Source organism: Pseudomonas aylmerensis, assembly GCF_001702265.1.
GTDB classification, from domain to species: domain Bacteria; phylum Pseudomonadota; class Gammaproteobacteria; order Pseudomonadales; family Pseudomonadaceae; genus Aquipseudomonas; species Aquipseudomonas aylmerensis.
The window spans coordinates 152747-171818 of the sequence record NZ_MAUE01000010.1; the positions used below are offsets into that span (position 1 = coordinate 152747).

Consider the following 19072-nt stretch of genomic DNA (forward strand, 5'->3'; position numbering starts at 1 on the left):
CCTTACTGGGCGACGACTTTTACCGGCGAACCGTCGTCAAGTTTATCGGCACCTTCGGTGACCACCTGCTCGCCAGGCTTGACGCCGTTGTCGAGGATCGCCGAGACATCGCCCATCGACGGCCCGGTCTTGACGTTGCGCAGCGCGGCCTTGTCGCCGTTGACCACAAACACGAAATCCCCCTTGCTGCCGTGCTGGATCGCCCGGGTCGGCACCACGGCGACCTGGCTCAAGGTGTCGGCCTTGAGACGCGCGTTGACGAATTGGTTGGGGAACAGCGCATCACCTGCGTCGTCGAACTGCGCCTTGACCTTGATCGTGCCGGTGCTGGTGTCGACCTGGTTATCCAGGGCCAGCAGGCTGCCGGTGGCCAGCAGGGTCTTTTTATTGCGGTCGTAGGCCAGCACGGTCACGCTGCCACGGGCCATGGCCTGGTCGATGCTGCCCAGGTCATCTTCGGGCACGGCAAACACCACCGTGGCCGGGTTCATCTGGGTAATGACCACAATGCCGGTGGTGCTGGTAGTGGTCACGTAGTTGCCGGGGTCGACCAGCCGCAGGCCAACCACGCCATCGACCGGCGAGGTGATGGTGCAGTAGCTCAGTTGCACGTCGAGGTTTTGCACATTGCCCTGGTCGGCGGCGACGGTGCCCTGCTGCTCCTGCACCAGGGCGGCCTGGGTGTCGAGGGTTTGCTGGCTGGTGGAGCCGGCCTTGACCAGGTCGCGATAGCGGGCCAGGTCGCGCTGGGCATTGCTCAATACCGCCTGGTCGTGCGCCAGCGTGCCCTTGGCCACAGCCAATTGCGCCTTGAGCGCACGGTCGTCGATGCGGGCGATGACCTGGCCCTTGCTGACGTGCTGGCCTTCCTTGAATTCGACGCTGCTGAGGATGCCGTCGACCTGGCTGACCACCGTGACGCTGCGTGTCGGGGTCACGGTGCCGAGGGCGTCGATGTACACCGGCACATCCTGCAAGGCGACGGGCACCACGGCCACCGGTTCACCTGTGGGTGCAGGCTTGCCCTTGTGCTGCGCGGTGAAGAAATGGAGACCCAGGACAATCGCCAGTACCACCAGGACGACGCCCGCCAGCCAGGCGAACGTGCGTCGTTTGCTTTTCTCCACGGTTTCTCTCTCGAACGCCGAAATCAGGATAGACCGACCGCTGCAATGAGTCGGTGGCTGACCTGAACTCTAGCAGCACGCCCGGCGTAAGCCTGTACAACCTTGAATGCGTTCAGCATCAAGACAGACAATCTGACGCAAGCCCCCGGCCTGCAAGGCCTGGAGTAGGATTCTTGAGCGCTGCGCAAGGCCGGTGCTACCATGCGCAACCGCCTGTCCTGGCAAGGAAAACCCTGGTTTATGAGCACCATTCGCGAGCGCAACAAAGAAAAGATCCTGCGGGCGGCCAGCGAGGAGTTTGCCGACAAGGGCTTCGCCGCGACCAAAACCAGCGACATCGCCGCCAAGGCCGGGCTGCCCAAGCCCAATGTCTATTACTACTTCAAGTCCAAGGACAACCTCTATCGCGAGGTGCTCGAAAGCATTATCGAGCCGATCCTGGCAGCGTCCACGCCGTTCAATCCCGAGGGTGAGCCGTCGGTGGTGCTGAGCAACTACATCCGCTCGAAAATCCGCATCTCCCGCGACCTGCCCTTCGCCTCCAAGGTATTCGCCAGCGAAATCATGCACGGCGCGCCACACCTCAGTGCCGACCAGGTTGAACAACTCAACGCCCAGGCCAAGCACAACATCGACTGCATCCAGAACTGGGTAGATCGCGGCCTGATCGCCGCCATTGACCCCAATCACCTGATGTTCAGCATCTGGGCAGCGACGCAGACCTATGCGGATTTCGATTGGCAAATCTCGGCGGTGACCGGAAAGGCCAAATTGGACGAGGCGGACTATGAAGCGGCGGCGCAGACGATCATCCGGTTGGTGCTCAAGGGGTGTGAGCCGGACTGATGGAGGGGGGTGTCTGCATCGCAGGCAAGCCAGCGCCTGCATTTCTAAGGTGTTGAACACAAAATGTTCGAATCCCTCCACCCCCAGTGGGAGCGGGCTTGCTCGCGAAAGCGGCCTTCCAGACACATCCTGCCAAAAGCCTGGCGCCCAGCATTGATCGGCGGGATCTAGCCTCTCAGGACACCACTTGAAGAGAGGCCAAGGAATGCCTGATTTAGCCACTTCACACCGCCTGCGTATCGGGCGGTTCAGCGAACCGAACCGTGTCTACCTGATCACCACCAACACCCACGAACGCCTGCCGATATTTCGCGACTTCCACCTCGGCCGCCTGGTGGTCGGGCAATTCCGGCTCGCCCAGTACCAAGGGCTGGCCAACTCCCTGGCCTGGGTGGTGATGCCAGACCATTTCCACTGGCTGATCGAACTGCAAAAAGGCTCCTTGGGAGACCTGATGTGCCAGGTGAAATCCAAAAGCACCCGCACCGTTAACGGCGCCAGCGGTCGCAAAGGCAGGCTTTGGCAAACCAGCTTTCATGATCGTGCGCTACGAAAGGAAGACGACCTGGTGAAAATGGCCCGGTATGTGGTGGCTAATCCATTGCGGGCCAACTTGGTAGAACGAATCAGCGACTATCCGCTGTGGGATGCGATCTGGGTTTAGTGCCGAGACCGCGTCGCCGCTTTCGCGAGCAAGCCCGCTCCCACACTTGGAATGCATTCAAAATGTGGGAGCGGGCTTGCTCGCGAAGAGGCCCGCACCGTCACTTCAACTCACGCGGGCACCCCCGCATCCGCCAGCAACCCCACGCCCTCGATTGCGGTGATCGCGCATTGCTCGTCGATATCCGATGTGTCGCCACTGATCCCGATCGCCCCCAGTACCACCCCCTCTCGATCTCGAATCAATACCCCGCCCGGTGCCGGGACCACGCTGCCCTGCCCCAGGCTGTTCAATGCCGCGATAAACGCCGGGCGCTGCTGCGCGTCCAGTGCCAACAAGCGCGAGCCCTTGCCCAGCGCAATCGCGCCCCAGGCCTTGCCGATGGCGATCTGCGGGCGCAGCAGGCTGGCGCCGTCTTCGCGTTGCAGGGTGATCAAGTGGCCGCCGCTGTCGAGGACCGCGATGGTCAGCGGCGCCGTCGACAGCGTGCGCCCTGCGTTGAGGGCCTGACTGGCGAGCTGGGTGGCGATTTTCAAGGTTAAAGCGCTCATGGTGCCGTCCTTCTTTTGTTATTGGGAAAGCGGTGGAGGTCTGTCTGATCAGATGCTCGATCAAACAAATAGAACACAATGACAATTAATTTTGTATACAATAATTTCGCACAAACACTCCATACGTCGAAAAAATGCCTTCCGACGAACGCAAAGGGCCGCGAACAAAATGGATTGACCTGCGCCGCTCGCCGTGAATACACTTTATCCAGACACCACTTGTATACAATTACAAAACGCAAGAGGCACCAAAATCATGAGCAAAATGAGAGCAATCGAAGCCGCCGTCCTGGTGATGCGCCGTGAAGGCGTGGACACCGCCTTCGGTATCCCTGGCGCCGCGATCAACCCGCTGTATTCGGCCTTGCAGAAGGTCGGTGGCATCGATCACGTCCTTGCTCGCCACGTTGAAGGCGCCTCGCACATGGCCGAGGGTTACACCCGCACCAAGGCCGGCAATATCGGCGTGTGCATCGGCACTTCGGGCCCGGCGGGCACCGACATGGTCACGGGCCTCTACAGCGCTTCGGCGGACTCGATCCCGATCCTGTGCATCACCGGCCAAGCCCCGCGTGCACGGATGCACAAGGAAGACTTCCAGGCCGTCGACATCACCAGCATCGTCAAGCCCGTGACCAAGTGGGCGACCACCGTGCTCGAACCTGGCCAGGTGCCCTACGCGTTCCAGAAAGCCTTCTACGAAATGCGCTCCGGCCGCCCAGGCCCGGTGTTGATCGACCTGCCGTTCGACGTGCAGATGGCCGAGATCGAATTCGACATCGACGCCTACCAGCCGCTGCCCCTGGCCAAGCCGCTGGCAACCCGCATCCAGGTGGAAAAAGCCCTGGCCCTGCTCGATGCCGCCGAGCGGCCGTTGCTGGTCAGCGGCGGTGGCGTGATCAATGCCGACGCCAGCGAACTGCTGGTGGAGTTCGCCGAACTCACTGGTATCCCGGTGATCCCGACCCTGATGGGCTGGGGCACCATCCCCGACGACCACCCGCTGATGGTCGGCATGGTCGGCCTGCAAACCTCCCACCGCTATGGCAACGCGACGATGCTCAAGTCGGACGTGGTGCTAGGCATCGGCAACCGCTGGGCCAACCGCCACACCGGTTCGGTGGAGGTCTACACCGAAGGCCGCAAGTTCATTCACGTCGACATCGAGCCGACGCAGATTGGCCGCGTGTTCACCCCGGACCTGGGCATCGTCTCCGACGCCGGTTCCGCGCTGACCCTGTTCATTGAAGTGGCGCGCGAGTGGAAAGCCGCCGGCAAGCTCAAGGACCGCAGCGCCTGGCTGCATGATTGCCAGCAGCGCAAGGCCACCCTGCAGCGCAAGACCCACTTCGACGCGGTGCCGGTCAAGCCGCAACGGGTGTACGAAGAGATGAACCAGGTGTTCGGCAAAGACACCTGCTACGTCAGCACCATCGGCCTGTCGCAGATTGCCGGCGCGCAATTCCTCCACGTGTACAAGCCGCGCCACTGGATCAACTGCGGCCAGGCCGGCCCGTTGGGCTGGACCATCCCCGCAGCGCTCGGCGTGGTCAAGGCCGACCCGAGCCGCAAGGTGGTGGCGTTGTCCGGTGACTATGACTTCCAGTTCATGATCGAAGAGCTGGCGGTGGGCGCGCAATTCAAGCTGCCGTACATCCACGTGGTGGTGAACAACTCCTACCTGGGGCTGATCCGCCAGGCCCAGCGCGGTTTTGAAATGGACTACTGCGTCCAGCTGTCCTTCGACAACCTCAACGCCCCGGAGCTCAACGGTTATGGCGTCGACCACGTCGCCGTCGCCGAAGGCCTGGGTTGCAAGGCCCTGCGCGTGTTCGAGCCGGGCCAGATCCAGCCGGCCCTGCGCAAGGCGCAGGAGATGATCGAGGAATTCAAGGTGCCGGTGATCGTCGAGATCATCCTGGAGCGCGTGACCAATATTTCCATGGGCACCGAGATCAACGCCGTCAACGAATTCGAAGATCTGGCCCTGGTCGGCAACGATGCGCCGACTGCCATTTCCCTGCTCGATTAAGGAGAACCCTATGCCGCGCTTTGCCGCCAACCTGTCCATGCTGTTTACCGAGCAGGACTTTCTCGCCCGCTTCAAAGCCGCCGCCGAGGCCGGTTTCGAAGGGGTCGAGTACCTGTTCCCGTATGAGTTCAGCTCCGCCGAAATCAAGGCACAACTTGACGCCCATGGCCTGACCCAAGTGCTGTTCAACCTGCCGGCCGGTGATTGGGCCAAGGGCGAGCGCGGCCTGGCGTGCCACCCGGATCGGGTCGAGGAGTTCCGCGCCGGGGTCAACCTGGCCATCGCCTACGCCGAGGTGCTGGGCAATACCCAGATCAACTGCCTGGCGGGGATCCGGCCTGCCGGTGTCGATGATGCAACCCTGGAAAAGACGTTTGTCGCCAACCTCAAGTACGCGGCCGACAAGCTGCAAGCGGTGGGCATCAAGCTGGTGATGGAAGCCATCAACACCCGCGACATCCCGGGCTTCTACCTCAACAACACCGCGCAGGCCCTGTCGATTCGCGAGCAAGTGGGCAGCGCCAACCTGTTCCTGCAATACGACATCTATCACATGCAAATCATGGAAGGCGACCTGGCCCGCACCATGGCCGCGCACCTGGGCGAGATCAACCATATCCAGCTGGCGGACAACCCCGGGCGCAATGAGCCGGGTACCGGCGAGATCAACTATCGCTTCCTGTTCGAGCATCTGGACCGCATCGGTTACCCGGGTTGGGTCGGCTGTGAATACAAGCCGCTGACCACCACCGAAGCGGGTTTGGGCTGGCTCAAAACCCACAACGCGATCTGACTGAACAACACAAAACCCAATGTGAAAGCAGGGCTTGTGTGGGAGCTGGCTTGCCTGCGATGCAGGCAACTCGGTCTCTCAGTTAAACCGAGGTAATGCCATCGCAGGCAAGCCAGCTCCCACAAAAAGCAGCTCTCACATCGAATAAAGAGAGGATTTTCGTCATGGCTAAAATCGGATTCATCGGCACCGGCATCATGGGCCAACCCATGGCCGCCAACCTGCAGAAAGCAGGTCACCAACTGTTTCTCTCCGAGCATCATGGTAAGGCGCCGGCCGAGCTGATCGGTGCGGGTGCCATCGCGTTGGCCAACCCGCAGCAAGTCGCCCAGGAAGCCGAGTTCGTCATCGTCATGGTGCCCGACACCCCGCAGGTCGATGACGTGCTGTTCCGCGCCGACGGTGTCGCCGCCGGCCTGTCACCCAACAAGGTGGTGATCGACATGAGTTCGATCTCCCCCACCGCCACCAAGGCGTTCGCCGCCAAGATCAACCAGACCGGCGCGCAGTACCTGGATGCGCCAGTGTCCGGCGGTGAAGTCGGCGCCAAGGCCGGCACCCTGAGCATCATGGTCGGTGGCGAGCCGCAGACCTTCGAACGCGCCCTGCCCCTGTTCCAGAGCATGGGCAAGAACATCACCCTGGTGGGTGGCAATGGCGATGGCCAGACGGCCAAGGTGGCTAACCAGATCATCGTCGCGCTGAATATCCAGGCGGTGGCCGAAGCGCTGCTGTTCGCCTCGAAGAACGGCGCCGACCCGGCCAAAGTACGTGAAGCGCTGATGGGTGGCTTTGCCTCCTCGAAGATCCTCGAAGTGCATGGCGAGCGCATGATCAAGGGCACCTTCGATCCGGGCTTCCGCATCAACCTGCATCAGAAGGACCTGAACCTGGCCCTGGCCGGTGCCAAGGAGCTGGGGATCAACCTGCCGAACACCGCCGGCACCCAACAGGTGTTCAGCACCTGCACGGCGATCGGCGGCGGCAACTGGGACCATTCGGCGCTGATCAAGGGGCTGGAGCATATGGCGAATTTTTCGATTCGCGATAAGTAACCCACCCCGCTTCCACCTTTGAGTGCGGTCGAATGTGGGAGCGGGCTTGCTCGCGAAAGCGGTGTATCCGTCAGCATGGATGTTGAATGTCAGAACGCATTCGCGAGCAAGCCCGCTCCCACATTTGATCGCATTCCAGCCTGGAATTGATGCCCCCCTAATAACAAGAATCCCCCGGGAGCCCGCTTATGTCGGTCGATCCGCAACACCTGCTTCGCGCGCTGTTTGCCACAGCCATCGACGCCGCCCACCCCCGGCAAGTCCTCGAACCTTATCTGCCCACCGACCGCAGCGGCCGCGTGATCGTGATCGGCGCCGGCAAAGCCGCCGCCGCCATGGCCCTGGTGGTGGAAAACGCCTGGCAGGGCGAAGTCTCCGGCCTGGTGGTCACGCGCTACGGCCACGGCGCGCCGTGCAAGAAAATCGAAGTGGTCGAGGCCGCCCACCCGGTCCCCGATGCCGCCGGCCTCGCCGTGGCCAAACGCGTGCTGGCCTTGATCAGCAACCTGACTGAAGACGACCGCGTGATCTTCCTGCTGTCTGGCGGCGGCTCTGCACTGCTCGCCCTGCCCGCCGAAGGCATCACCCTGGCCGACAAGCAAGCCATCAACAAAGCCCTGCTCAAATCCGGCGCCACCATTGGCGAGATGAATTGCGTGCGCAAGCACCTCTCGGCGATCAAGGGCGGCCGACTGGCCAAGGCGGCCTGGCCGGCGACGGTCTACACCTATGCGATTTCCGATGTGCCGGGCGACCAGGCCACGGTGATTGCTTCCGGCCCCACCGTTGGCGACCCGAGCACGTCGCAACAGGCGCTGGCGATCCTCAAGCGCTACGGCATCGACGCCCCCGCCTCGGTACGCAGCTGGTTGCAGAACCCGGCCTCGGAAACCGTCAAGCCGGGTGACCCGGCACTCGCGCGCAGCCACTTCCAATTGATCGCGCGCCCGCAGCAATCCCTCGAAGCGGTCGCGGTGAAAGTCCGCCAGGCCGGGTTCAGCCCGCTGATCCTCGGCGACCTTGAAGGCGAAGCGCGGGACGTGGCCAAGGTGCACGCCGGCATCGCCCGACAAATCGTGCAGCATGGCCAGCCACTGGCGGCGCCCTGCGTGATCCTCTCCGGTGGCGAAACCACCGTCACCGTGCGCGGCAATGGCCGTGGCGGGCGCAATGCCGAATTCCTGCTGAGCCTGACCGACAGCCTCAAGGGCTTGCCGGGCGTGTACGCCCTGGCCGGTGATACCGACGGCATCGACGGCTCCGAAGACAACGCCGGCGCCATCATGACCCCCTGCAGCTATGCCCGCGCCGAGGCCTTGGGCCTGTCGGCCAGCGATGAGCTGGATAACAACAACGGCTACGGCTATTTCGCCGCGCTCGAGGGCTTGATCGTCACCGAACCGACGCGCACCAACGTCAATGATTTCCGCGCCATCCTGATCCTTGAGACTGCCAAACATGACGCCTGACAAGAAGGTCAAAATCCTCGCCACCCTGGGCCCGGCCACCGACGGTATCGATGATATCCGCGAGCTGGTGGAGGCCGGCGTGAATATCTTCCGCCTCAACTTCAGCCACGGCGAGCACGCCGATCACGCCCAGCGCTACCAGTGGATTCGCCAGGTCGAGCGCCAGCTGAACTACCCGCTGGGCATCCTCATGGACCTGCAAGGACCGAAGCTGCGGGTCGGGCGCTTTGCCGAAGGCAAGGTGCAATTGGTGCGTGGCCAGGCCCTGCGCCTGGACCTGGACCCCACACCGGGCGACCAGCGCCGTATCAACCTGCCGCACCCGGAAATCATCGCGGCGCTGGAGCCGGGCATGGACCTGCTGCTGGATGACGGCAAACTGCGCCTGCGAGTCATCACCAAGCATGCGGATGCCATCGACACCACGGTGCTGAATGGCGGCGAATTGTCCGACCGCAAAGGTGTGAATGTCCCACAGGCGCTGCTGGAACTCAGCCCGCTCACCGCCAAGGATCGCAGCGACCTGAGGTTCGGCCTGGAGCTGGGTGTGGACTGGGTGGCGCTGTCGTTCGTGCAGCGCCCGGAAGACATCCGCGAAGCCCGTGAGTTGATCGGCGACAAAGCGTTCCTGATGGCCAAGATCGAGAAACCCTCGGCCGTGCAGCGCCTGCAGGAAATCGCCGAGCTGAGCGACGCGATCATGGTGGCCAGGGGCGACCTGGGTGTGGAAGTGCCCGCCGAGAGCGTGCCGCAGATCCAGAAAGACATCATCAGCACCTGCCGCCAGCTGGGTAAGCCGGTGGTGGTGGCCACGCAGATGCTCGAGTCCATGCGTTTCTCCCCGGCACCGACTCGCGCCGAAGTCACCGATGTCGCCAACGCCGTGGCCGAAGGCGCCGATGCGGTGATGCTGTCGGCGGAAACCGCGTCCGGCGAGTACCCCCTGGAAGCCGTGCAGATGATGAGCAAGATCATCCGCCAGGTCGAAAACGGCCCGGACTACCAGACGCAACTGGACGTCAGCCGGCCCAAGGCGGACGCCACGGTGTCGGACGCCATCAGCTGTGCGATCCGGCGGATCAGCAGCATCCTGCCGGTGGCGGTGCTGGTGAACTACAGCGAGTCCGGCAGCTCCAGCCTGCGCGCGGCGCGGGAACGGCCGGTGGCGCCGATCCTCAACCTCACGCCGAACCTCTCCACTGCGCGCCGCTTGAGCGTGGCGTGGGGCGTGCATTCGGTGGTCAATGATCGGCTGCGCCAGGTCGATGAAGTGTGTTCGACCGCGCTGGAGATCGCCCAGGCCCAGGGGATGGCGCAGCGTGGGGATACGTTGGTGATTACCGCGGGAGTGCCGTTCGGGCAACCGGGGTCGACCAATTCGCTGCGTATCGAGACGTTGATCTAGCGTCTGTTCAGGCCTCATCGCGGGCAAGCCCGGCACCCACATTTTGATTGGTGAACCGATTCAAATGTGAAGCTGGCTTGCCGGCGATTGGGGGCAACTCGGTCCCTCAGACTCATCCGCCATGCCCAACCAATCCTGCCCCGACTGGGCCGAAGCCTTGCTCAACGGCTTCAGCCAGATCTTCCTGCAGCGCCATCCCCTGTGTGGCCTGCTGTGCCTGCTGGCCATCCTGATCGGCGCCCCGGCCCTGCTCGGTGGGGCGTTGCTGGGAGGCGTCGCCGGTTTGCTCACGGCCCAGCGCCGGGGTTATCCCAAGGCCGAACGCCAGGCCGGACTGTATAGCTACAACGGCGTACTGCTGGGTTTGCTGATCAGCCAGCACTTTGCCTGGTCGGCCCTACTGCCACCGCTGATCCTGGCGTGCGGCGGCTTGAGTGCGATGCTCACGCGACAATGGCTCAAACACGCAACCCGCCCCGATGACCTGCCCGCCTACACCGCGCCGTTTGTCGGCCTGGGCTGGCTGTTGCTGGGCAGCGTGCCGCCGAGCACGTTTGCACTCGGCGAAGCCGACACCCTGGCCGTCCTGGCCGCGCCCTTCACCGGGCTCGCGCAAATCATGCTGCTCGACCAGCCCCTGGCCGGTGCGCTGATCGCGCTTGGCCTGTGGCTGGCCAATCGGCGTGCCGCCCTCTGGGCCTTGACCGGCGCCCTCTGCGGAGTGCTGATCGCGCTGCTGCTCGACGAGACCGCCAGCGCCCTGCTCGGCCTGCACAGCTACAACCCCGCGCTGGCGGCCCTGGCCCTGTGCCAGACGCGCCGCCACGCCTGGCAACCGCTGCTCGGCATCCTGCTGGCAATCGTCCTCACCCCAGGCTTTGCTGCGCTGCACCTGCCGGCGTTGACCGCCCCGTTCATCCTCGCGTGCTGGCTGGTGCGTGCCGGTCGCCGGATGCTGGGTAAACCCCGCATGGACAGCCCCTTCGAATCCCCCTAGGCTTGCTCGATATTCGATTCAGGCGGCCTTTATGGACAGCAACAACGACTGGCGTCAGCGGCTCTACGTCATGGTTTTTCAAAGCGACACAGCGGCCGGCCGGCGCTTCGACAGCACCTTGCTGCTGATCATCCTCGCCAGCCTGGTGATTGTGATCCTCGACAGTATCCAGACCGTCCACGACAACTACGCCGACGTGCTGGCCTATATCGAGTGGGGCTTCACCATCATTTTCGCCATCGAGTACGGCCTGCGCCTCTACTGCTCGCCCAAGCCGCTGCGCTATGCCTTCAGCTTCTATGGGCTGGTGGATTTGCTCGCCATCGTCCCCGGCATCCTCGCGCTGTATTACAGCGACGCCCAGTACCTGCTGATCATCCGCATCATCCGGATGCTGCGGATCTTCCGCGTGCTCAAGCTCAGCCCTTACCTCAAGCAGGCCAATTACCTGATGGCCGCGCTGCGCGGCAGCAAGCAGAAGATCGTGGTGTTCCTGGTCAGCGTGTGCACCCTGGTCACCGTATTCGGCACCTTGATGTACGTGATCGAAGGCCCGGAACACGGGTTTACCAGCATCCCCAAGGGCATCTATTGGGCGATCGTGACCCTGACCACCGTGGGCTTTGGCGATATCGTGCCCAAGACCCCGCTGGGCCAGGTGATTTCGTCACTGGTGATGATCACCGGTTACTCGATCATCGCCGTGCCGACGGGGATTTTTACCGCCGAACTGGCCAGTGCCATGCGCGGTGAGCAGCTGCAAACCGACTGCCCGGTGTGCAACAAGAACAGCCACGAGCCCAACGCGGCGTTCTGCTCGCGCTGTGGCAATGCGCTGTTTAAGAAAGTGGAATAAGCAAAGTGCGTTTTAATCTTTAAGCGTCTATGCAGGCCCAGCTATAGTCGCTGGCAAAATGCCCTCACTCAATCGATAACCTTCTCGAACAACAAGGAATGAGCAGTGAAAAAACTCGTTAGCGCCTCTCTACTGGCCGCCGGCCTTGCCCTGGCGGGCGCCGTCCAGGCAGCCCCGGTCACTCTGCTCAACGTCTCGTATGACGTGATGCGCGATTTCTACAAGGACTACAACGCCGCCTTCCAGAAACACTGGGACGCCGAGCACCCGAACGACAAGCTGACCCTGCAGATGTCCTTCGGCGGCTCCAGCAAACAAGCGCGCTCGGTGATCGACGGCCTGCCGGCTGACGTGATCACCATGAACATGGCCACCGACATCAACGCCCTCGCCGACAATGGCAAGCTGGTGCCGGACAACTGGGTCACGCGCCTGCCGAACAACAGCGCGCCGTTCACCTCCGCCACGGTGTTTATCGTGCGCAAAGGCAACCCCAAAGCCCTGAAAGACTGGCCGGATCTGTTGAAAGACGGCGTGCAAGTGATCGTGCCCAACCCGAAGACTTCCGGTAACGGCCGCTACACCTACCTGTCGGCCTGGGGCTACGTGCTGAAAAACGGCGGCGACGAGAACAAGGCCAAGGCCTTTGTCGGCAAGCTGTTCAAGCAGGCACCTGTGCTGGACACCGGTGGCCGCGCCGCGACCACCACGTTCATGACCAACCAGATCGGCGACGTGCTGGTGACCTTTGAAAACGAAGCAGAAATGATCGCCCGCGAATTCGGCCGTGATCAGTTCGAAGTGATCTACCCAAGCGTCTCTGCCGAAGCCGAGCCGCCGGTGTCGGTGGTCGACAAAGTGGTCGAGAAGAAAGGCACCCGCGCGGCCGCCGAAGACTACCTGAAGTACCTGTGGTCGCCGGAAGGCCAGGAAATCGCCGCCAACAACTACCTGCGCCCACGCGACGCGAAGGTACTGGCCAAGTACACCGACCGCTTCCCGAAAGTCGAATTCCTCTCGGTAGAGAAGACCTTCGGCGACTGGCGCACCGTGCAGAAAACCCACTTCAATGATGGCGGTGTTTTCGACCAGATCTACAGCGGTCAATAACTGAACAAACGCAGCCCCGTGTGGGAGCTGGCTGGCCTGCGATGCAGACACCTCAACGTATCAGGCATACCGAGGTGATGCTGTCGCAGGCCAGCCAGCGCCTGCATTGGGGGATGCGCCTGGCCCTTACATCGGCGGTGTCACGCCATCTTTGCCGGCCGAGATAGCCTGCGCCGTCACCGTCCCGTCCGCGTCCTTCGCCGCAAACATCACCACCTTCACCCCCGGCTTGAGCAAGCTGCGGTCGCCTGGCTCCAGGTTGACGATCGGCACATCATCCGGCACCACGATCTTCTGCTCGCCCCCTTTGTATTTGACGGTCAACGTCCGCCCGTTGCTGACCACCAGGTCGCCGACCGTGCCGTTGGTCATACTGCTGCCTTCTTTGAGGTCGAACGCCCGGTGCCCGTCGCCCGTGCCGGCCATCGCCGGCGGGAACACATGCACTTCGAGGGCAGTCAGGGTGCCGTCGGCGTTGGGCATGGCAGCCGAGCCGATGTAGCTGCCGGGCTTGATCTCGTCGATCTTCGCCAGCGTTACGGCACGGACCTGAGTGTCTTTTGTCAGGTGCACGGTGACGTCTTCACCACTGTTGACCTTGACGTGCATCGCGTCGCCGTCGATCGCCGTGATGGCGCCACGCACACCCACGCGTGGGGCATCGGCCGCGTTCGCCAGGCCGACAGCCATGGCGGCGGCAAGGGTGGAAGCCAGGAGCATCTTGTTCAACGTGATCTTCATCGCAATGGATTTCCTGTTTCGGCAGTTGTGTCTGAATGTATCATTGCCGTTCGACGCGAAAGTTAACGTTTCAGTCATTAATTCCCGGCATGAGTGTTATCACCACCAGCGGCCTACTCGCCGTTGCACCTTGTCTCTACTCTCGCTCGCCTACTTCCTCCGCTTTTATGAGAACACCATGAACGCTACCTCACACCCTACAACCACCATGACCCGCGCGATGGTGATGCTGTTTGCGTTCTGCTGCGGCGCCATCGTCGCCAACATCTACTACGCGCAGCCGATCATCGAACTGATCGCACCGGACATCGGCCTCACCCCGGCGATGGCCAGCCTGATCGTGTCCCTGACGCAAATCGGTTATGCCCTCGGCCTGTTTTTCCTGGTACCGCTGGGCGACCTGCTGGAAAACCGCAAGCTGATGATCACCACCACCGTGGTGGCCATTGCGAGCCTGCTGGGCGCAGCCTTCACCGAGCAGCCGAACCTGTTCCTGCTGGTGTCGTTGCTGATCGGCTTCAGTTCGGTGTCGGTGCAAATCCTGATCCCGCTGGCCGCCCACCTGGCACCCGCCGAATCCCGTGGCCGGGTGGTGGGCAGCATCATGGGCGGGCTGCTGCTCGGCATTCTGCTGGCGCGGCCGGTGTCCAGCGTGGTCGCGGACCACTTCGGCTGGCGGGCGATGTTCATGGCGGCGGCCGCGTTGATGGCGTTCATCAGCGTGGTGCTGATGCTGACCATCCCCAAACGCCAGCCTGACCACAGCGCCAGCTATGGCCAACTGCTCGGCTCGCTCGGCACCTTGTTGCGTGAACAACCCCTGCTGCGCCAACGTGCGTTCTACCAGGGCTGCATGTTTGCCACCTTCAGCCTGTTCTGGACCGCCGCACCGCTGGAGCTGGCGCGCAATCATGGGCTGAGCCAAAGTGAGATCGCGTTGTTCGCACTGGTCGGTGCCCTGGGTGCCATCGCTGCGCCCATCGCCGGCCGCCTGGCCGATGCCGGCCACACTCACCGCGCCTCACTGCTGGCCATGCTGTTTGCCGTGTTGAGCTTCCTGCCAGCCTTCGTGCACCCGCTGTACAGCGTGATCGGCCTGGCGGTGACCGGCGTGGTCCTGGACTTCTGCGTGCAGATGAACATGGTCCTCGGCCAACGCGCGATCTATGCCCTCGACGCCAACAGCCGCAGCCGCCTCAACGCGTTGTACATGACCAGCATCTTCATCGGCGGCGCCTTCGGCTCGGCGATTGCCAGCAGCGTCTACGAGCACGGTGGCTGGCTGGGCGTGATGCTGGTGGGCAGTGCGTTCCCGCTGGTGGCGCTGTTGCGCTTCCTGAGCGCTTCGCGCCAGGTCACGGTCGCCACGGCCTGATCGCCCTCAGGAGCGCACCAGCTTCTCCAAGGCCGCGTCCGCCAGGAATGACGAGCGGCTTTTGACCTTGTGCTCGCGCACATAACGGTCGATGCGCTGGATGACATAACCGGGCAAGGTCACGTTGACCTTCTCGGTCTTGCCCAGATAGGGCGAGATGTCCAACTCGAGCATGCCCCAGCCCATCCCGGCGTAGTCTTCATGGGCGTGATGATTGGCCACCGACGTGGGCATCGGAATCGGCCCACCTTCGGCGGCGATTTCTTGCAGCATGATGTGCGCGACTTCCACGGCGGCGTTGTACGCCTCTTCGAAACTGTCCCCAGCGGTGACCGCGCCTGGAATATCGGGGATCTGAATACCGGTGGCGGTAAAGTCATCGCCCCATTCGATACAGATTGGGTATTGCATGAATGCTCTCCTTAGAACTGAAACAGCCCGGCGCGTTTCCTGATGCTTCTGACGGTGCCCAGCGGCAGGTCCTTCTTGGGGTGCGGCACCGGGATCGTGTACGGGTTATAGCGGTGAGTAAAAATGTGATGACTGCCCGTGACCCGATCCAGCACCCAACCCGCCTCTTGCAGCTCCTTGATCAATAGCCTGCTTTGCACCGCAGCCTCCTTGGCTTGGTCGGAATAAAAATAACCCTAGAGTTATCTTTACTCAAGCACAGAATCAGGGATCCCGACTGGCGGCTGTTTTACCGGATGTTGGTATTGCACGCGTTCATTCCCTCAACGCATAAATCCTATGCCCGGCACCCCGCTTCTACCCCCGCACTGACGCGCCCATCATCCCCTCCAGCCAAGCCGGCTCATCTCCCGAGGGACTACCGCCATGACACTTCAAGCCACACTTGATGCCTTCCGCGCTGACTTCAAAGCGGGCAAGCCGCCCTACAACGCGCCCGCGCATATCCATCCGATCATGGAGCGCGCCACCGCCGAGCTGATCGCCAGCGGTGCAGCACAACGTGCCCTCAAGGTGGGAGACAAAGCGCCGCTGTTCAGCCTCAAGGACGCCGAGGGCAACGCGGTGTCCTCGGCCAGGCTGCTGGCCCAGGGGCCGCTGGTGCTGACGTTCTACCGAGGTGTGTGGTGCCCGTACTGCACTATGGAACTGCAGGCGTTGCAGGCGTTTCTGCCGACACTGACAGCGGCCGGCGCCCAGTTGCTGGCCCTGTCGCCGCAAACGGCCGCCAACAGCCGCAAATCCACGCGCATTGCCGCGCTGGGGTTCCCGATCCTCAGCGACACCCACAACGACGTCGCCGATGCGTTCGGGCTGCGCTTTCAATTGCCGGATTATTTGATCGAACTCTACAAGGCGCTGGGCAACAACCTGCCGCTGATCAACGACGATCCGGCCTGGACACTGCCCATGCCCGCCCGCTATGTGATCGGCCAGGACAGCGTGATTCGTTACGCCGAGGTCAACCCGGATTACACTCAACGCCCGGAACCCTCGGCGCTGCTCGACGCCCTCACCCGATAACCCAAGGACACCCGATGGACCGTCTTACCGCCATGGAAACTTTCGTCCACGTTGTCGAAACCGGTTCGTTCTCGGCCGCTGCCAAGCGCCTGGGCATCGGCCAGCCCGCCGTGTCCAAGAGCATCGCGCAATTGGAAGCACGCCTGGCGGTGCGCCTGGTGTTGCGTTCGACCCGTGGCCTTACGCCCACCGAGGCAGGCCTGGCGTTTTTCGAGAAAGCCCGGCGCGCCATCGACGAAGCCAACGAGGCCGACGACGCCGCCCGGGGAGCCGGCGCCGGGCTGTCGGGCAACCTGCGTATCAGCGCAGCGGTGACCTTCGCCCGCATGCATATCATTCCGCACCTGGGCGCGTTCCTGGAGCAGTACCCGGGGGTGAATGTCGACGTGGTGCTCGATGACCGCACGCTCAATCTGGTGGAAGAAGGCATCGACGTCGCCCTGCGCATGGGCAACCTGGATGACTCCAGCCTCACGGCGCGCAAGATCGGTGAATCACCCTGCGTGATCCTCGGCACGCCGGCCTACTTCGAACGCTTCGGCGAGCCCGCCACCCCGGCGGACTTGCTGCAGCACCAGGCGATCATCTACACCCGAGGCGAAGGCTCGCACTGGAACTTTACCCAAGGCGACACGCATTACCCGCTCGTTGCCCATGGCCGCGTGCGCGTGACGGCGGCGGAAGGCGTGCGCGCCGCCGTACTGAGCCATCTGGGCCTGACGCTGTCTTCCAGCTGGATGTTCGCGCCGGAGCTGGCCAGCGGCGAGGTCAAGCGCGTGCTGGCGGACTGGCATTTGCCGCCCCGGGATTTGTGGGCAATATTCCCCACCGGCCGGATGGCGAGCGCCAAGGCACGCGCGTTTGTGGAGTATGTCGAAGCGCTGATCAACGCCTGACAACGTTCAGCACTAACTGCAGCAAGGTCGAAAGCGTCGTAGCGAGCATTTCGCTTAACACTGAAATCATGCCTGCCGTCGGATCAAGCGGTGCCGGTAGCGGTGGTGCGGGTGCGGGCACGGGTGCTGGCGTCGGCGCCGGTACCGGTGCTGGCACGACCTTCGGCACCGTTTGCCCCTGCCACAGCACATCCTCCGGCTTGATCTGGCCCATGCTCTTGACCATGAAGCCGGCATTGCCCGTGCCCTTCAGGTCGATCTCCAGGCTTGAACGACCCGTGGCAGTGTCATGCTTGAGCACAGCCTCCCCGGCCCGCCCACTGAACCGGTCAGTAAACATCAGGGCTCCGACCCCCGCCTCTCTCAAGGCGCCCGAGACATCGAGCCTGTCGACCCCGGTGGTGAAGTCCTCGATCACGTCCGGCTGCTGCGGTGTGGAGTCACTGGCCTTGTCGTAGATAAACGTATCCGCGCCCCCACCGCCGCGCAATGTGTCGGCCCCCGCACCGCCCTTGAGCCGATTGTTCGCGTCATTGCCCGTCAACACATCCCGTCCGGCGCCGCCGATGGCGTTCTCAACCGTACAGCCTTTGGCGATGGAGACATTGCCCTTCAAGCCACCCACATCGGAAAACGACTCGGCCTTCAGGCTGATGTTCTGGTTCTGGGCAAACCCGGAAAAATCCAGGGTATCGTCCCCCCCGCCATCCCAGACGCAGAAGATCGGTTTGTCCGTGGCGCTCTTGAGGGTCATGGCTTCGCGCTCGGTATTGGAGTTGAAGCCATAGGTGGTGTCGGTCTTGCGGGTCTGGTGATTGGCCCCATACAGCCGCTGCACCGCGGCAATGTCATCCATCATCGGCGCGCTGGGGTTGCAGTGGCGAAAATCGTGACCGGCCTGATGCTTTTCAGACCAGTAGCTCATGACACTGCGCGCCTTGGTGTCACCGGCATACACAGCGCTCTTGTCATAAGTGGAATCACCGCCATTGTAGTTACCCGGATGCTGCAGGCCGATGGCGTGTCCGATTTCATGCACGGCGGTGAGCGAAAAGTGGCTGTCCAGCCCCGGCGAACTGCCTGATTTCAATGTGCCAATCGTCGCGGTGGTGCTGCTGGTGGCGCGCGTGGGTGAGATGGCGACGCCACGGTCTCCACGTGGGTTGTTCCTGACGTGAACCGTGCAGTCCGCACCTGCCGCCCGCTCCTTGAAACTGATATTGGCCACGTCCTGCCAGGACTGCGCGGCCTGGCGCACACGTTGCTGCTGCGCAGCAGAGAAAGTGGGATCGACGGTGTAGGAAAGATCTATCTTGTTGTCGTTATTGCGGTCGTGAAAGTGCAGGTTATCGCGGGTGATGTGCTTGCCCGCCTGGTCGGTGGTGTAGGTCGGTTTGCCGCTGGCGCCCACGCCAAACGGTCCGGGATCGGCAAGCGGCAAGGTTTGCTGTGGGGGTGTACGCGATAAAGACTCAGAACTGATCATGGGAATTTGCGCTCTTTTTAGAGGATAAATGAGCCAGACACGTGAGCATCGGCTGATTGAATTTCCCTGCAAAAATGAGTGCGCAACAGCCTTTATTTAGTTCGTCCTGAAACAGCGCGGCGTGGGGCAACACCTGCTAAAACACGCGAAAAAACACTTGCACTTCAAAAAACCA

Annotated in this window: 19 protein-coding genes; 13 read left to right on the forward strand and 6 right to left on the reverse strand. The window is 62.6% G+C overall.

Going from position 1 to position 19072, the window contains the following annotated elements:
- Positions 1 to 2 precede the first annotated feature (2 nt).
- Entirely contained in the window at positions 3 to 1127 is a 1125-nt protein-coding gene (locus BBG20_RS06820; protein ID WP_065901580.1) for an efflux RND transporter periplasmic adaptor subunit, read from the reverse strand.
- A 240-nt stretch (positions 1128 to 1367) separates the two neighbouring features.
- Between BBG20_RS06820 and BBG20_RS06825 the strand changes: the two genes are divergently transcribed.
- Entirely contained in the window at positions 1368 to 1973 is a 606-nt protein-coding gene (locus BBG20_RS06825) for a TetR/AcrR family transcriptional regulator (protein WP_065901582.1), read from the forward strand.
- A gap of 205 nt (positions 1974 to 2178) precedes the next feature.
- Entirely contained in the window at positions 2179 to 2637 is a 459-nt protein-coding gene (locus tag BBG20_RS06830; protein WP_065901584.1) for an REP-associated tyrosine transposase, read from the forward strand.
- Between the two features lie 110 nt (positions 2638 to 2747).
- Here the strand turns inward: BBG20_RS06830 and BBG20_RS06835 are convergent, their stop codons facing one another.
- Positions 2748 to 3188, reverse strand: a complete 441-nt coding sequence (locus BBG20_RS06835) for a GlcG/HbpS family heme-binding protein (RefSeq protein WP_065901586.1) — start codon at positions 3186 to 3188, stop codon at positions 2748 to 2750.
- A 256-nt stretch (positions 3189 to 3444) separates the two neighbouring features.
- Between BBG20_RS06835 and gcl the strand changes: the two genes are divergently transcribed.
- From gcl to BBG20_RS06875, 8 genes are all read left to right on the forward strand, one after another.
- Positions 3445 to 5220 (forward strand): glyoxylate carboligase, encoded by a 1776-nt coding sequence (gene gcl, locus BBG20_RS06840; protein WP_065901588.1) that lies wholly within the window; start codon positions 3445 to 3447, stop codon positions 5218 to 5220.
- A gap of 10 nt (positions 5221 to 5230) precedes the next feature.
- Entirely contained in the window at positions 5231 to 6013 is a 783-nt protein-coding gene (hyi, locus tag BBG20_RS06845; RefSeq protein WP_065901590.1) for a hydroxypyruvate isomerase, read from the forward strand.
- 164 nt (positions 6014 to 6177) lie between these two features.
- The gene (locus tag BBG20_RS06850; RefSeq protein WP_065901592.1) at positions 6178 to 7068 is read left to right on the forward strand and encodes a 2-hydroxy-3-oxopropionate reductase; all 891 of its coding nucleotides are present in this window, start codon (positions 6178 to 6180) and stop codon (positions 7066 to 7068) included.
- Between the two features lie 188 nt (positions 7069 to 7256).
- Positions 7257 to 8537 (forward strand): glycerate kinase type-2 family protein, encoded by a 1281-nt coding sequence (locus BBG20_RS06855; RefSeq protein ID WP_065901594.1) that lies wholly within the window; start codon positions 7257 to 7259, stop codon positions 8535 to 8537.
- Positions 8527 to 9942, forward strand: a complete 1416-nt coding sequence (gene pyk, locus BBG20_RS06860) for a pyruvate kinase (protein WP_065901596.1) — start codon at positions 8527 to 8529, stop codon at positions 9940 to 9942. Before BBG20_RS06855 ends, pyk begins: the two co-directional genes overlap by 11 nt.
- A gap of 121 nt (positions 9943 to 10063) precedes the next feature.
- Complete coding sequence (locus tag BBG20_RS06865; protein WP_065901598.1) at positions 10064 to 10939, forward strand: urea transporter; 876 nt, start codon at positions 10064 to 10066, stop codon at positions 10937 to 10939.
- A gap of 31 nt (positions 10940 to 10970) precedes the next feature.
- The gene (locus tag BBG20_RS06870; RefSeq protein WP_065901600.1) at positions 10971 to 11795 is read left to right on the forward strand and encodes an ion transporter; all 825 of its coding nucleotides are present in this window, start codon (positions 10971 to 10973) and stop codon (positions 11793 to 11795) included.
- A 105-nt stretch (positions 11796 to 11900) separates the two neighbouring features.
- Entirely contained in the window at positions 11901 to 12905 is a 1005-nt protein-coding gene (locus tag BBG20_RS06875; RefSeq protein ID WP_065901602.1) for a sulfate ABC transporter substrate-binding protein, read from the forward strand.
- A gap of 126 nt (positions 12906 to 13031) precedes the next feature.
- On the opposite strand, the gene BBG20_RS06880 is transcribed toward BBG20_RS06875, so the two are convergent.
- A complete protein-coding gene (locus BBG20_RS06880; RefSeq protein WP_065901603.1) occupies positions 13032 to 13646 on the reverse strand; it encodes a DUF5666 domain-containing protein in 615 nt (204 codons plus the stop codon).
- A gap of 178 nt (positions 13647 to 13824) precedes the next feature.
- Here BBG20_RS06880 and BBG20_RS06885 point away from each other — a divergent pair, with 178 nt between their 5' ends.
- Positions 13825 to 15021, forward strand: a complete 1197-nt coding sequence (locus tag BBG20_RS06885) for an MFS transporter (protein WP_083221339.1) — start codon at positions 13825 to 13827, stop codon at positions 15019 to 15021.
- A gap of 6 nt (positions 15022 to 15027) precedes the next feature.
- On the opposite strand, the gene BBG20_RS06890 is transcribed toward BBG20_RS06885, so the two are convergent.
- Positions 15028 to 15432 carry a type II toxin-antitoxin system HicB family antitoxin gene (locus BBG20_RS06890; protein ID WP_016978509.1) on the reverse strand — a complete coding sequence of 135 codons (405 nt, stop codon included), beginning with the start codon at positions 15430 to 15432 and terminating at the stop codon, positions 15028 to 15030.
- 11 nt (positions 15433 to 15443) lie between these two features.
- On the reverse strand, positions 15444 to 15632 hold the full coding sequence (locus BBG20_RS06895; protein ID WP_065901605.1) for a type II toxin-antitoxin system HicA family toxin: 189 nt from the start codon (positions 15630 to 15632) through the stop codon (positions 15444 to 15446).
- 226 nt (positions 15633 to 15858) lie between these two features.
- Here BBG20_RS06895 and BBG20_RS06900 point away from each other — a divergent pair, with 226 nt between their 5' ends.
- Both BBG20_RS06900 and BBG20_RS06905 read left to right on the forward strand, forming a co-directional pair.
- Positions 15859 to 16515: a peroxiredoxin-like family protein gene (locus BBG20_RS06900; RefSeq protein WP_065901606.1), complete on the forward strand. Its 657-nt coding sequence runs from the start codon at positions 15859 to 15861 to the stop codon at positions 16513 to 16515.
- A 14-nt stretch (positions 16516 to 16529) separates the two neighbouring features.
- Entirely contained in the window at positions 16530 to 17411 is an 882-nt protein-coding gene (locus BBG20_RS06905) for a LysR family transcriptional regulator (RefSeq protein ID WP_065901608.1), read from the forward strand.
- Here the strand turns inward: BBG20_RS06905 and BBG20_RS06910 are convergent.
- Positions 17401 to 18897 carry a M10 family metallopeptidase C-terminal domain-containing protein gene (locus BBG20_RS06910; protein WP_065901610.1) on the reverse strand — a complete coding sequence of 499 codons (1497 nt, stop codon included), beginning with the start codon at positions 18895 to 18897 and terminating at the stop codon, positions 17401 to 17403. The genes BBG20_RS06905 and BBG20_RS06910 overlap by 11 nt on opposite strands.
- Positions 18898 to 19072 lie beyond the last annotated feature (175 nt).

Excerpts from the sequence above, each read along its gene's own strand:
- BBG20_RS06825 (WP_065901582.1), top strand. The coding sequence starts at position 1,368 with ATGAGCACCATTCGCGAGCGCAACAAAGAAAAGATCCTGCGGGCGGCC.
- BBG20_RS06830 (WP_065901584.1), top strand. The coding sequence starts at position 2,179 with ATGCCTGATTTAGCCACTTCACACCGCCTGCGTATCGGGCGGTTCAGC.
- BBG20_RS06835 (WP_065901586.1), bottom strand. The coding sequence starts at position 3,188 with ATGAGCGCTTTAACCTTGAAAATCGCCACCCAGCTCGCCAGTCAGGCC.
- gcl (WP_065901588.1), top strand. The coding sequence starts at position 3,445 with ATGAGCAAAATGAGAGCAATCGAAGCCGCCGTCCTGGTGATGCGCCGT.
- hyi (WP_065901590.1), top strand. The coding sequence starts at position 5,231 with ATGCCGCGCTTTGCCGCCAACCTGTCCATGCTGTTTACCGAGCAGGAC.
- BBG20_RS06850 (WP_065901592.1), top strand. The coding sequence starts at position 6,178 with ATGGCTAAAATCGGATTCATCGGCACCGGCATCATGGGCCAACCCATG.
- BBG20_RS06855 (WP_065901594.1), top strand. The coding sequence starts at position 7,257 with ATGTCGGTCGATCCGCAACACCTGCTTCGCGCGCTGTTTGCCACAGCC.
- pyk (WP_065901596.1), top strand. The coding sequence starts at position 8,527 with ATGACGCCTGACAAGAAGGTCAAAATCCTCGCCACCCTGGGCCCGGCC.
- BBG20_RS06865 (WP_065901598.1), top strand. The coding sequence starts at position 10,064 with ATGCCCAACCAATCCTGCCCCGACTGGGCCGAAGCCTTGCTCAACGGC.
- BBG20_RS06870 (WP_065901600.1), top strand. The coding sequence starts at position 10,971 with ATGGACAGCAACAACGACTGGCGTCAGCGGCTCTACGTCATGGTTTTT.
- BBG20_RS06880 (WP_065901603.1), bottom strand. The coding sequence starts at position 13,646 with ATGAAGATCACGTTGAACAAGATGCTCCTGGCTTCCACCCTTGCCGCC.
- BBG20_RS06885 (WP_083221339.1), top strand. The coding sequence starts at position 13,825 with ATGAACGCTACCTCACACCCTACAACCACCATGACCCGCGCGATGGTG.
- BBG20_RS06890 (WP_016978509.1), bottom strand. The coding sequence starts at position 15,432 with ATGCAATACCCAATCTGTATCGAATGGGGCGATGACTTTACCGCCACC.
- BBG20_RS06900 (WP_065901606.1), top strand. The coding sequence starts at position 15,859 with ATGACACTTCAAGCCACACTTGATGCCTTCCGCGCTGACTTCAAAGCG.
- BBG20_RS06905 (WP_065901608.1), top strand. The coding sequence starts at position 16,530 with ATGGACCGTCTTACCGCCATGGAAACTTTCGTCCACGTTGTCGAAACC.
- BBG20_RS06910 (WP_065901610.1), bottom strand. The coding sequence starts at position 18,897 with ATGATCAGTTCTGAGTCTTTATCGCGTACACCCCCACAGCAAACCTTG.